Source organism: Lacrimispora amygdalina (assembly GCF_003432035.1).
GTDB lineage: Bacteria > Bacillota > Clostridia > Lachnospirales > Lachnospiraceae > Lacrimispora > Lacrimispora amygdalina.
Window position 1 is genome coordinate 37,983 of the sequence record NZ_QOHO01000022.1, and the last position, 14,497, is coordinate 52,479.

At 43.9% G+C, this 14,497-nt stretch carries 2 protein-coding genes; both read right to left on the minus strand.

Annotated features, from left to right (window positions below):
• Entirely contained in the window at window positions 1-723 is a 723-nt protein-coding gene (locus DS742_RS07680) for a thioesterase II family protein (protein WP_117416405.1), read from the minus strand.
• Window positions 710-14,491: a non-ribosomal peptide synthetase gene (locus DS742_RS07685; protein WP_117416406.1), complete on the minus strand. Its 13,782-nt coding sequence runs from the start codon at window positions 14,489-14,491 to the stop codon at window positions 710-712. Before DS742_RS07685 ends, DS742_RS07680 begins: the two co-directional genes overlap by 14 nt.
• Window positions 14,492-14,497 lie beyond the last annotated feature (6 nt).

Below are 14,497 nucleotides of genomic sequence, written 5' to 3' on the forward strand. Positions count from 1 at the left end.
TTATGATACATAGCAATCAGCTTTTTTAAGCGTGCGGTTAATGTAGGCTGTGACATTTCCAATATTTTGGTTTAGGAAAAAATGTCCTCCGCTAAAATATACAATTTCTGCCTCATTTAACAAATTCTCGTTCCACGCTTCTATGCCTTCTTCGGTAATCGTATCATCCTTGCCGCACAGAATCGAAACTCCACACTCAAGTTTGCTTTTTCCAGGGGTATAGATGTACTTTTCCGTAATTTTATAATCTGCCCTGATTAGCGGAACAAAAATTTCAGCCAGCGCGCTATCTTCAAAAACAGCTTTCGGCGTGCCCCCCATTTTTAAAATGGCATTCTTAAATTCATGTTCCGGCAGATTATGGATTATTCTATTTCTTTTCACATTCAGCTGGGGGGCCCTGTTTCCGGAGAAAAAAATATGTTCCGGCATACGAAGACCTGACTTTTTTAACTCATGATATAATTCAAATGCAATCCAACTGCCCATACTGTGCCCGAATATGGCATACGGTGTATCTTTTATCTGATTTTTTATGGAACAGCACACATCCTGTGCTGCTCCATTCATACTGTCATATAAGGGAACATCAATTCTGCTCCCTCTTCCTGCTAATTCCACAGGCTGCAAATCTATATCCTTATCCAGAAATTTGCTCCATTGATAATATATCATAGCGGAACTTCCCGCATAAGGCAGACAAAACAACTTAATTCTGCTCACGTTCTCTCTCCTTTACAAAACGATTAATAAATCCCACCTTCATGCAATGCTCAAGCATTAACTTTACCTTTTCACAGTCAAGCCTTGACCATTCAAAACCTGCAGCTTTTAAAATCACATCCGTTTTGCTGTTTAACAGGGTAAATGAGGTCTTTTCCATGCTTCCGGATAACATATTGGTGTGGACAAGAATCTGGGTGATATCATCTGTTTTATCTTTATCATCATATTTTTTAAGCAGATTCTCCACAAATTCTGCAGGAGGAATGATCTTAACTTTCACCCCGGCCTGATTGATCAGCTCTGCAACGAAACTCATGCTCACGGTGTGACTGTTATACAGGTGATACGTTTCATTCTGCAGTTTTTTCCTGTCAAACAGCAGCACAACCGCTTTGGCCACCTGATCGATGAAAGAGAAATTGATGTTCTTTTCTGCCGTCTCAGGAAAACAGCCAAGATTGATACAGGATCTGATTACCGCATAGAACGCGTTATTTGTGATATTTTCCTGGAAAATGCCTGTGGCAGAGTCAAATACCAGATTACCAACCCGGAACACATTGGCATTTACTCCTTCTTCCCGGGCTTTTACAACCATCTTCTCCGCTTCAAATTTCGTCTGTGAGTAGTAGTTTTCTGAGTTCTGCCCCAGATCACAATCGTATTCGGTAAACAGTTCTCTTTTCTTTCCCTCTATAGCTCCCTCTCCTATGCTGGTTGTGGAAATGAGGTTGTACGCTTTTTTCTTCCCTGTCCGGGCAAATTCAATCAGCCTTTCATTACCTGCCACATTGGCGTCATACAGCTCAGAGTAGTGGCCATAATGCTTCACGTTCGCCGCCGAATTAATGATTACATCAATTTTATCTGCCAGCACTTCATACAGTTCCCTGCTTAAGCCCATATTTTCTTTTGCCAGATCTCCTCTAAATGCGAAGACTCTGTCCGCTAAAACATTCTTTAGCTGCGCATCCGGATTAAAATAATACTCAAGCTTTTTGCAAAGCCTTTCAAAGGCTTCTTCGTCATCCTTACTTCTGATCGGCACATACAGCTTATAATCGGTATTTTGCAGCAGCTGATATAAAATATGGATTCCCAGATAACCGGTGCTTCCAGCCAGAAGGATATTTCTGTAATCTGCTTTTTCTGATAAATCCATCTTCTTATACTTCTGGATCCTGGTCTTATATTTAATGATCCGCTTTTCCATTCCTTCGTCTAGTGCAGCCACTCCGCTTTGAGCTGTAACAGCCGCTTCTCTATAGGCATTTAAGGCATTTTTCAGCCTGTCTTTGGAATATCTGATGTGATCCGACAAAACACGTATCGTCAGGCACTTAAAAATATCATTGATCTCTATTTCAAACTCCATTGCCAGTTTAGATACTGTCTGGATCGCCTTAATAGAATTACCTCCAAGCATAAAGAAGTTGTCGTCGATACTGATCTGTCCGATCCCCAGGACCTCCTGCCATACCTTCTGGATTTTGGCATCTGTGTCGTTTCTCGGTCCGATGTATTCTGCTTGCCCACATCCGCCTATTTCCGGCTCCGGCAATGCTTTTTTATCAATCTTACCGTTGGCAGTTACAGGCATCGCATCCAACTGCACAAAATAGGACGGCACCATATAGTCAGGCAGTGCTTGTGCCATCTGTTCCCTGAGTTTAGCCGCTTCCAGCTCTTCTTCCCCCGTATAATAAGAGACAAGATACTTATCTCCATGACTGTCTTCGCGGGCCATAACCACTGCCTCACGTACTAACGGACACTGAAGCAGCCGATCTTCGATTTCTCCAAGCTCGATCCGAAAGCCCCTGATCTTTACCTGGTCGTCAATTCTTCCCATATACTCGATATTTCCATCCGGAAGCCATCTGGCTAAATCTCCAGTATGGTACATTCTTTCACCAGACAAAAACGGATCAGCTGTAAATTTTTCAGCTGTCAGCTCCGGCCTGTTTAAATAACCTCTGGCAATTCCGTCTCCGGCTACACACAATTCACCCGCCGCACCTACCGGCAGAAGATTGCCGTTTTTGTCCAGAATATAGATTCTCGTGTTGTCCACAGGTCTTCCAATCGGTACGGAACCGTAGCACATTTCTTCTGCCCTGTACTTCCATGCGGAGGTTATAATGCTGTATTCCGTGGGACCATAGGCATTCATATATTCAACACTGTCTTTCCACTGATCTGCCAGGTTCTTTGTAATAGCGGAACCGCCGGTAACCAGTTTTTTCAGTGTACGCAGTTTTCCCGGTTCAATTCCGGCTAAGTAAGTAGGCGGAAGCAGTGCTATGGTTATTTCCTTTTCATTGACGTATGCTTCAAATTCATTTAGGTTGTTTATGGTGTCTTTTGATATCAGGTACAGGGTCCCCCCTCCCAGCAGACAGGTGAATATCTCCCATACCGATGCATCAAAGGAACTGCTTGCAAACTGAAGCATCCGCTCATTTTCGTCCACCTTCCAGTATCTTTTAAAATAATTCCGGAGGTTTATGATTCCATGATGTTCTACCATGACTCCTTTGGGTTTTCCCGTTGAACCTGAGGTGTAGATAATATACGCTAAATCTCCTGCACTGCTTAAGTTCTCAGGATTTTCCCCACACTCACCAAATTGGTCATCAAGGAAAATCACCTCACTGTCAGTCACAGCTTTCTCCTTAAGGTGCCTTTGTGTCAGGACTACCGCTGCACCGCTGTCCTCCAGCATGTACCGGATTCTGTCCTCCGGATAATTGGGGTCTACAGGCAGATAGGCTCCTCCTGCTTTTAATACTCCAAACATTGCAACGATCATTTCCAGGGAGCGCTCCGCCATAATGGCGACAATCTTATCCGTCCCCACACCCCTGTTTTGCAGTATTTCAGCCAGTGCGTTGGCCCTTTTGTTCAGTTCCAGATAGCTTAGACTGCTCTCACCAAAGACTACCGCTGCCTTATCCGGATACCTTCTGACCTGTTCTTCAAAAGCTCCATGAATGGTACTGTGTTTTGGATACGGCTCCGCTGTCCTGTTAAAGCAGTATAATATTTTTTTACGTTCTTCTTCATCAAGAATCGGAATATCCTTCAGCTTCACCTCCGGATTTTCTGCCACTGCTTTCAAAATATTGACAAAATGTTCCGAAAGAGCTTCCATGGTTTCCTTTTTATACAGCTTAATCCCGTATTCCAGTTCAAAGGAAATGCCTTCCTGTGTTTCAATGGCAGCCAGAGTTATATCGAACTTGGATATGGGAGCCCCGCCGCCATAAGGAGCGGCTTTCATTCCAGCAAGTTCAAAGCTTCCGGTCTCCATATTCTGAAGCGCAAACATGGTATCAAACAACGCATTTCTGCTCATGTCTCCCTTTAATCCCAGTTTTTCTACTATCTCTTCAAAGGGATAATCCTGGTTTTCATAAGCGCCCAGGGCCATTTCCCGGACTTCTGCCAGAAATTCTTTATAGGTTTTTTCTCCCTGGGGGTAATTTCTCATCGCCAGGGTATTAACAAACATCCCTATTATATTTTGCAGATCTGCATGAGGCCTTCCGGCAATGGGGGAGCCGACTATCATATCTTCCTGCCCTGTATATCTGTAAAGCAGCGTGTTGTAGGCTGCCAGCAGTACCATATACATGGTGGCTCCGTTTTCTTTTGCAATTTCACCAAGCTTTCCGGTGATTTGGCTGCCTATGCGGAAACGAACTCTTCCTCCTTCAAAGCTTTGCACTGCCGGTCTTTTGTAATCTGTCTGCAGGTTAAGTACGGGTATCTCACCCCCTAATGTCTCCAGCCAGAAACTTTCCTGGTGTTTCAGTGAACCGTTCCCATACATCTGCTTCTGCCATACGGAGTAGTCCCTGTACTGAAGATGCAGTGGTTTTAATTCTTTTCCTTCATAAAGAGCGCTGAATTCTCTTAGCAGTATCTCCATGGAAACTCCGTCGGAAATGATGTGATGCATATCAAACATCAGGATGTAACTTTCATTTTTTAATTTTACCAGTCCTGCTCTCAAAAGAGGTGCCTTACTTAAGTCAAAAGGTTTTACAAAATTACGTACAATCTCCTTTCCCTCTTCTTCCGCAGCTTCTTCATACCCGACTGTAAAATCGACATGGGCATCCACCCATTGGATCAGTTCACCATCTATTGTTTTAAATGATGTTCTTAAGGTTTCATGGCGCTCAATCAGCTGACTAAAGGCCGTTTGCAGGCGTTCTATATCAACATTTCCTTCTATCCGCAATGCAGAAGGCATGTTATAGGTAATTCCATTCCCTCCCAGCTGGCTTAATACATAGACCCGCTTCTGCGCAGAGGACATTGGATAATACTGCGCTTTTTTAGCCGGCTCAATGGATGCATAGATATCTTCCTTTGCATTTTCTATGTATTTTTTCATTTCAGCAATTGTCGGTCCTGCAAAGATCTCTTTTAACGGGATGTTGATGTTAAATTCCTTGTGGATTCTGGAAACCAGCACTGTTGCCTTTAAAGAATGTCCTCCCAGTTCAAAGAAGTTATCCATTCTCCCGATTTTCTCAGCTTTCAGCACGTCCTGCCAGATAACCGCCAGCTTTTCTTCCACAATCCCTTCCGGTTTCACGTATTCCACACCGGTATCGATTCTGCCCTCCGGCTCCGGAAGTGCCTTTCTGTCAAGCTTTCCGTTAAAGGTAAGGGGCAGCTTCTCAAGCTGAATAAAATAGGACGGCACCATATAGTCAGGCAGATCCTTTAACAGATATGCTCTCAGTTCCCCTGTTGTAAGCTCCTCTTTTCCTGCTATATATGCACAGAGATATTTTGTCCCGTATCCGTCTTCCCGGTCAATCACTGCGGCTTCCCTGACTGACTCATGGGTCAGCAGCCGGTTCTCAATCTCCCCCAGTTCGATCCTGTATCCACGGATTTTTACCTGATAATCGATTCTTCCAAGAAACTCGATGGTTCCATCAGGCAGCCATCTTGCCAAATCTCCTGTCCGGTACATCCTGCTTCCGGAAACAAACGGATTTTCCACAAATTTCTGCTCTGTCAGTTCTTTTCTGTTTAAATAGCCTCTTCCCACTCCGTCACCGGATATGTACAGTTCTCCTGCCGCGCCAACCGGAAGTACCTCTCTGTCTTTTCCAAGAATGTAGACTTTGACATTGTCAAGCGGAACTCCGATGGGAATAGAGTCCAGTCTGGCTGCGGTTTCATAATCAATTGTAAATAAGGTGGAATCCACACAGCATTCTGTTGGACCATAAACATTGGTGATCCTGGGTTTTTCTCCGGCAATCCTATCATAAAAACTCTTTACCGTTTCTATCCCCAGTGCCTCACCGCCAATAACAAAATGCTTTACCGTTAAGGCATCCGCTCCATCCAGCATGGCATTCTCCAGAAAACGGATATGTGCCGGGGTTCCATCGGAGATATCCACGGAATGTTCTTTATAGTAACGGAGCAGACTCGTGCCATCAAGCCTTGCTTCTTCCGGAACGATGCAAAGTGTATGACCCAGCATCAGAGTCGGGAAAATCTGCTTGACCGATGCATCAAAGACATAGGGTGCCACCAGGGCAACTTTTAAATTCCTGTTATACTTTCCGTAAATATGCCTGTTTAAAGCTGCAGTCAGATTCAGCACATTTCTGTGCTCGATCACGACTCCTTTTGGCTTACCTGTTGTTCCTGAAGTGTATATGACGTAAGCCATATTCTGCGGAGTGTTAACCGGAGCTATATTGCCTGCCTCTCCCTGATACAATGACTCATTCTTTAAGTCCAGCATTTTTCCAGAGAATTGCACCTTGTCCAATAATTCCGACTGCGTTAGCAGTATTTCCGTCTGGCTGTCTTCCAGCATATACCGGATTCTGGCTTCCGGATAAAGGGGATCAACAGGCAGATAAGCACTTCCGGCTTTCAGTACTGCCATAATTCCCACTATCATTTCCACCGAGCGCTCTGCCATAATTCCTACCGTCTTATCAGGACCTGCTCCATTTTCTCTCAATACTGCAGCCAGCTGATTGGAACGTGCATTCAATTCCCCATAAGTCAGGCTGTTTTCTTCAAATTCCACAGCTGTCCGGTCGGGACTTTTCTCTGCCTGTTCTTCAAATACCTGAATTATGGTCTTGTCTTTGAAATACTCTGCGGAGTTGTCATTAAAGCCATATACAATTCTTTGAATTTCTTCCTTTTCCAGCATCTGAAGATCCTTAAGCCGGGTCTGAGGATCATTGGCAATCTCTTCCAGCAATGTGCCGTAGTGGATTGCGGCTTTCTCCATGGTTTCTTTACGGAACAGCCTGGTACAGTATGCCAGCTCAAACTCTATCCCCGCTTCCTCCTCTTTGGCAGTCAGGGCAATGTCAAATTTGGACATCTTCACTTCATAGCTGTAAGGCGTGATGTTTAGTCCATCCATCACCAGTGATGCTGAATCCACATTTAGCAGTGCGAAGAAAGCATCAAAAAGGGCACTCCGGCTTACATCCCGTTTCAGATTAAGCTTTTCCACCAGTTCTTCAAAGGGATAATCCTGGTTCTCATACGCGCCCAGGGCCATTTCTCTGACTTCCGCCAAAAATTTCTCAAAGGTCTTCTCTCCCTGGGGATAGTTTCTCATTGCCAGAGTGTTAACAAACATTCCTATCATGTTTTGAAGATCTGCATGAGGTCTTCCTGCAATCGGCGATCCGATTATAATATCTTCCTGGCCGGTATATTTATAAAGCAGTGTGTTATATGCTGCAAGCAGTACCATGTACATGGTTGCTCCGTTTTCCCTGGCCACACCCCGAAGCTTTTGTGATACCTCCTGGCTTAAACGAAATCTGATTCTGTCTCCTTCAAAGCTCTGTACTGCCGGCCGTTTATAATCAAGGGGCAAGTTGAGTACCGGAATTTCACCTTGGAAGGTTTTCAGCCAGTAATCTTCCTGCTTTTTTAAAGTTCCATCTTCGTACATCTGATTCTGCCATGCGGAATAATCCCTGTACTGGAGCCTGAGCGGATTTAAATTCGTTTCTTCATAAAGGGCAATAAATTCCCGGATCAGAATTTCCATGGAGACGCCGTCGGAGATAATATGGTGCATATCAAACAAAAGAACATGACTGTTTTCTCCAGTCTTTACCAGCTCTACTCTTAAAAGAGGTGCTTTGCTTAAATCAAAGGGCTTTATAAATTCATTTAACAGGTCTTCTGTCGTTTCTCCTGGTGCCTCTTTGCAGGACACACAAAAGTCTGCCTCATCGTGCACTCTTTGTAACGGCTCTCCATCCATCATTTCAAAAGAGGTTCTTAAAGTCTCATGGCGCTTTATGAGTTTTTTAAATGCAGCTTCTGTTTTTAGTCCATCCACGCTGCCCTCAATCATGACAGCTCCCGGCATATTATAGACCGTCTTGCTGTCCTCCAGCTGTCCCAATACAAATACCCTCTTCTGGGCAGACGACATCGGATAGTATTCTGCCTTTTCCACCGGTTTAATGGAAGCGTAGATATCTTCTTTTGCGTTTTTAATATATTCTGCAGTTTCTTTTATTGTCGGTCCTGCAAAAATCGTTTTTAACGGAATGTTGATGTTGAATTCCTTGTGGATTCTGGAAACCAGCACAGTAGCTTTTAAAGAATGTCCTCCCAGTTCAAAGAAGTTATCCATTCTCCCGATTTTCTCGATTTTCAATACTTCCTGCCAGATTCCTGCCAGCTTTTCTTCCACCATTCCTTCCGGCTTTTCATATTCCACACCGGTATCAATCCTGCCCTCCGGCTCTGGAAGTGCCTTTCGGTCAAGCTTTCCGTTGAAGGTAAGGGGCAGCTTTTCAAGCTGAATAAAATAGGACGGCACCATATAATCAGGCAGATCCCTTAACAGAAACTCTCTCAGTTCCCCTGTCGTAAGATCTTCTTTTCCTGCTATATATGCACAGAGATATTTTGTCCCGTATCCGTCTTCCCGGTCAATCACTGCGGCTTCCCTGACTGACTCATGGGTCAGCAGCCGGTTCTCAATCTCACCCAGTTCAATTCTGTATCCCCGGATTTTTACCTGATAATCAATTCTTCCAAGGAACTCGATGGTTCCATCAGGCAGCCATCTTGCCAAATCCCCTGTCCGGTACATTCTGCTTCCGGGAACAAAGGGATTTTCCACGAATTTCTGCTCTGTCAGTTCTATTCTGTTTAAATAACCTCTTCCCACTCCGTCACCGGATATGTACAGCTCTCCTGCCGCACCAATCGGAAGTACCTCTCTGTCTTTACCAAGAATGTAGACCTGTACATTGTTAAGCGGCACTCCGATGGGAACAGAGTTCAGTCCTGCTGCCGTTTCATCATCAATGGAAAACAAGGTGGAATCCACACAGCATTCTGTAGGACCGTATACATTGGTGATCCTGGGTTTTTCTCCGGAAATCCGGTCATAAAAACTCTTTACCGTTTCTATCCCCAGTGCCTCACCGCCGATTATAAAATGCTTTACCGTTAAGGCATCCGCTCCATCCAGCATGGCATTCTCCAGAAAACGGATATGTGCCGGGGTTCCATCGGAGACATCCACGGAATGTTCTTTATAGTAACGGAGCAGACTCGTGCCATCAATCCTTGCTTCTTCCGGCACGATGCAAAGAGTATGACCAAGCATCAGAGTCGGGAATATCTGCTTGACTGATGCATCAAAGACATAGGGTGCCACCAGAGCAACTTTTAAGTTCCTGTCATACGCTCCGTAAATATGCCTGTTTAAACCTGCTGTCAGATTCAGCACATTCCTGTGCTCAATTATGACTCCCTTAGGCTTACCGGTTGTTCCGGAAGTATAGATAACATAGGCCATATCATCCGGAAAATTAAGCGAAGATATATTTGCTGCGTCTCCCTGATACAATGACTCATTCTTTAAGTCCAGTATTTTGCCAGTAAATTGCACCTTGTCCATCACTTCCGTCTGCGTCAGCAGAATTTCCGTCTGGCTGTCTTCCAGCATATACCGGATTCTCGCTTCCGGATAAAGGGGATCGATAGGCAGATAAGCGCTTCCTGCTTTCAGTACTGCCATAATTCCCACTATCATTTCCACCGAGCGCTCTGTCATGATACCTATCGTCTTTTCCGTACCCGCTCCATTTTCTCTCAATACTCCTGCCAGCTGGTTGGAACGTGCATTCAATTCCCCATAGGTCAGGCTGCTTTCTTCAAATTCCACAGCCACCCGGTCAGGATTTTTCTTAGCCTGTTCTTCGAATACCTGGATGATGGTTTTATTTCTGGAATACTCTGCAGCGTTGTCATTAAAGCCATATACAATTCGTTGAATTTCTTCTTTTTCCAGCATCTGAAGATCCTTAAGACGGGTCTGGGGACAAGAGCCAATCTCTTCCAGCAATGCGCCGTAGTGGATTGCGGTTTTCTCCATGAATTCTTTGCTGAACAGCCTGATACAATATGCCAGTTCAAACGCTATCCCCTCTTCCTCCTCCTTGGCAGTCAGGGCAATGTCAAATTTGGACATTTTCACATCATAACTGTAAGGTATCATGCTCAGACCGTCCATTGCAAATGCTGCAGTATCCACACTTTGAAGGGCGAAGAAGGCATCAAAAAGGGCATTTCGGCTTACATCCCTTTTCAGCTTAAGCTTTTCCACCAGCTCCTCAAAGGGATAATCCTGGTTTTCATACGCGCCCAGAGCCATTTCCCTGACTTCTGTTAAAAAGTCCTGGAAGGTCTTCTCTCCCTGGGGATAGTTTCTCATTGCCAGAGTATTGACAAACATTCCTATAATATTTTGCAGATCTGCATGGGGCCTTCCCGCAATCGGTGAACCCACTATAATATCTTCCTGTCCGGTGTATTTATAAAGCAGTATATTGTACGCTGCAAGCAGCACCATGTACATGGTAGCTCCGTTATCCTTTGCCACAACCTGAAGCTTCCTTGTAATGTCCTGGCTTAAATGAAACCTGATTCTGTCTCCTTCAAAGCTCTGTACTGCCGGTCTTTGATAATTAAGAGGCATGTTGAGTACAGGGATATCGCCTTCAAAGGTTTTCAGCCAGTATTCTTCCTGTTTTTTTAAGGTTCCATCCTCGTACATCTGATTCTGCCATGCTGAATAATCCCTGTACTGAAGCCTGAGCGGATCTAACTCCATTCCTTCATAAAGGGTTGTAAATTCCCGGATCAGTATCTCCATGGAGACTCCGTCAGAGATAATATGGTGCATATCAAACAAAAGAACATGCCTGTTTTCTCCGGTTTTCACCAGACCTACCCGCAAAAGTGGTGCTTTGCTTAAATCAAAGGGCTTTATAAATTCATCCAGCAGGTTATCTGTTGTTTCTTCCGGAACTTCCCTGTAAGACACGCTGAAATCTGCCTGTTCATGCACTCTCTGGACCGGTTCCCCGTTTATCATCTCAAAGGAGGTTCTTAAAGTCTCATGACGTTCGATCAGCTGTTTAAAAACAGCTTCTGTTTTTTGTGCGTCAATACCGCCTTCAATCAGGACAGCCCCCGGTATGTTATATACTGTCTTCCCGTCCTCCAGCTGCCCTAATACAAATATCCGTTTCTGGGCAGATGACATGGGATAATATTCCGCCTGTTCCACTGGCTTAATGGAAGCATAGATATCCTGTTTCGCATTCCTTAAATATTGCGCCATATCCCTTACTGTGGGACCTGCGAAAATCTCTTTTAACGGGATGTTACTATTAAATTCTTTATGGATTTCAGAGGAAAGTACAATCGCATTTAATGAATCTCCCCCAAGTGCAAAGAAATTATCATTGATGCCCACACGTTCTGCCTTAAATATTTTCTTCCACAACCGGCAGATACCTTCTTCCAGTTCATCAGACGGTGCTTCGTACTCTGCACCTGTATCCATAGTCAGGTCAGGTTCCGGAAGGGCTTTGCGGTCAATTTTTCCATTGACAGTGAAAGGCATCTGGTCAAGCTGGACAAAGCAGGAAGGTACCATATAATCCGGCAGTTCCTGTAACAGTTCTGCTCTTAACCTGTCTAACGGTAATGCTTCTTCCCAGACAATATAAGCTGCAATATATTTATTACCCTGTGAATCATCTCTTGCAACAGCTGCTGCCTCTTTGATCTGCGGCAGTTTCAGCAGCTGGCTCTCGATTTCACCCAGTTCAATCCTGAAACCTCTGACTTTTACCTGATCGTCAATTCTGCCGAGGAATTCAATATTGCCGTCTGGCAGCCATCTGGCAAGATCCCCTGTCCGGTACATCTTTTCTCCTGATTCAAAGGGGTTATCCACGAACTTTTCTTTCGTAAGCTCCGGACGGTTTAAATACCCTCTTGCAAGTCCGTCACCTGAAATGCACAATTCACCCGCTGCACCGATTGGCAGCATATGGCGCTTTTTGTCAAGAATAAAAACTCTGGTATTGTTCACAGGGGTTCCAATGGGTACCGATTCATATTCCATCTCTTCCTCTTTATATGTCCATGTAGTAGTAATAACGCTGTATTCCGTGGGCCCGTAAGCGTTGATATAGGTAAGCCCGTCCTTCCACTTTTTCACCATTTCTTTTGTGATTGCAGACCCTCCGGTAACCAGCCTTGTAAGAGTTGGCAGGTTTCCTGGTTCCAGGTTAGATAAATAGGTTGGGGGGAGCAATGCTATGGTAATACCTGTTTTATTCACATATTTTTCAAACTCCATTAAATTGTTTATGGTTTCTTTTGGTATTAAATAAAGGGAAGCACCGGTCAGCAGGGTGGTAAAAATCTCCCATACGGAAGCATCAAAAGAACTGCTTGCAAACTGCAGCATTCTGTCATTTTTATTCATCTCATGCTTCTGCACAAAAAAGGCCTGAAGGTTTAAGATTCCCTGATGCTTTACCATAACTCCTTTTGGTTTACCCGTAGATCCGGAAGTGTAGATGATATATGCAAGATCCTCCGGATTACTTCTGTTCTCCGGATTATCTTTGTTATCATTAAAACTCTGGCTGTCATCAAGCAGGATCACTTCACCGTCAAAATCCGCTTTATCCCTCAGATACTTTTGAGTCAGCAAAATTTCCGACGCGCTGTCTTCCAGCATATACTTTATTCTTTCTGAAGGATAGTTGGGATCAATGGTTAAATAAGCGCCGCCTGCTTTGAGTATTCCCATCATACCTATGATCATTTCAAATGAACGTCCGGTCATGAGGGCAATGATCTGATCTTTTTTCACCCCCCTCTCTCTCAGTGTCCATGCCAGCTGGTTTGCCCTTTGGTTTAATTCACGGTACGTAAGCTTCTCATCTTCCAGACATAGGGCAGCCTGTTCCGGATATTTTAAAACCTGTTCCTCAAACAGAGTGTGAATGGTCTTGTTTTTGGAATAATCCGCAGCTGCTGCATGAAACTCTTCTAACATCTTCTTTTGTTCCCATTCAGGTACAATACCGATTTCTGTTATGATGGATTCGTTATATTCCAATACCTGGCGGAATAAAAAGTCAAAATGAGAGACCACATGTTCAATTGGAATAAATTTGTCAAACACATCCATGCGGTAGGAAAAATCAATATAAACTTCTGCATTCTCATACTCTCTTAAATAGACTGTCAGGGCATTGCGTTCATGATGATGAGGCAGCATTACATGGCTTCCTATTTCAGCATCCACAAAGCTTTCCGTCGCCCCATGCTTTTCATAGGAAAACGAAATATCAAAAAGACTGCTTTTTTCGTTTGTTGTACGGAAAACAGACCGGTAGATTTCTCCGGTGGAAACCCTCATGTGCCTGTAGCAATCCATGAGCTCATTTTTAATGTATTTCACAAGTTCCTGAAAGCTCATATCGCTTCCCGGAGATATCCTCAACGGAATCACATTGGCAAAATGTCCCATTGTCTGCTTATATTTTGTTTTACTTCGGTTTAAAACCGGCACGCCGATCACTACCTCTTCCTTATCGCATACTCTGCTGAAATAGGTAAATAAGGTTCCAAGTACAAAGTGAAAGACAGAACAGCCCCTTTCTTCACTAAACTGAATGATCCGGTTATATAATTCCCTGTCTAGCTTTAAAATTCGCCTGCCGCTCCAGTCTGACTGCATGTCCGGACCGGTTCCGTTAGCGTTTCGGTTAAACAATGGCTCTGGAATAGTTAAATACTTTTCCCTCCAGAATTCCCGGTCTTTTATAAAACTGTTTGAATTATGGTAGCTTTGATCTTCCAACAGGAAATCGTGATAGGAATAGACCGGTTTCTCTTCCGTTTTTCCCTCTCTGTATAATTCATTATAGTTTTCTATGATTTGTTTGTGAGTGAGTACAAAGCCCCAGCCATCTATAATAAGATGAAAGGCTTTGATGAATACAAAGTACTGGTTATCACTCCATTTCAGCAGGTCAAACTGGAAGAGCTGTTTTCCCATATCAAAGGGCTTCTGAAACTCTCCCCGCATCCATTCCATACAAAACTCACGGGGATTTTTCTTCCCGGAGAAATCATGCACAGGCAGTTCATACAAAGACTCTGATAATATGTTCAGATATGGTACTCCGTCCCTTTCTGTCATTTTAGCCCGCATCATTTCATTGCGGTTTATAAAAACCTGAATGGCCTGGTTAAATAATGGTACATTAATTTCGCCTTTTATTTCTGTATATCCGCCAATATTATAAATCGGCTTACCGGGATACATACACTGTTCCAGCCATATATCCTTCTGGTATGAGCTTAACGGATATTCTGTAACGTTTTTCATTTTTGTTTCCATACTGAT